Source organism: Sulfitobacter sp. HI0027, from assembly GCF_001634775.1.
Taxonomy (GTDB): Bacteria; Pseudomonadota; Alphaproteobacteria; order Rhodobacterales; family Rhodobacteraceae; genus Sulfitobacter.
Genome location: NZ_LWER01000181.1, coordinates 1 through 213, shown reverse-complemented (window position 1 = coordinate 213; position 213 = coordinate 1). Strand labels below are relative to the sequence as shown.

The window sequence follows — 213 nt, the reverse complement described above, 5'->3', positions numbered from 1 at the left end:
CGCTCTTCCACATAGATACGCTCGGCTTCGTTAAAGAGCGCATCGCTGTGCTCGCCCAGATAGGCGTCTTCGGTGCGGCTGCGGGGCAGGGCGGCACCGATGGCGGCACCCACTGCGAGAGCCAATGCACCAGCGACCATCGGATGCTCTTCGAACATGTCCGAGGCACGCTCACCGCCCTGACGGGCATAGCGGCCACCGGCATTCCACGCA

The 213-nt window shown here is 64.8% G+C and carries 1 pseudogene; it reads right to left on the bottom strand.

What is annotated here, in order from left to right:
- Positions 1–213: pseudogene (locus A3722_RS11190) on the bottom strand (DUF3618 domain-containing protein); the annotation flags it as partial.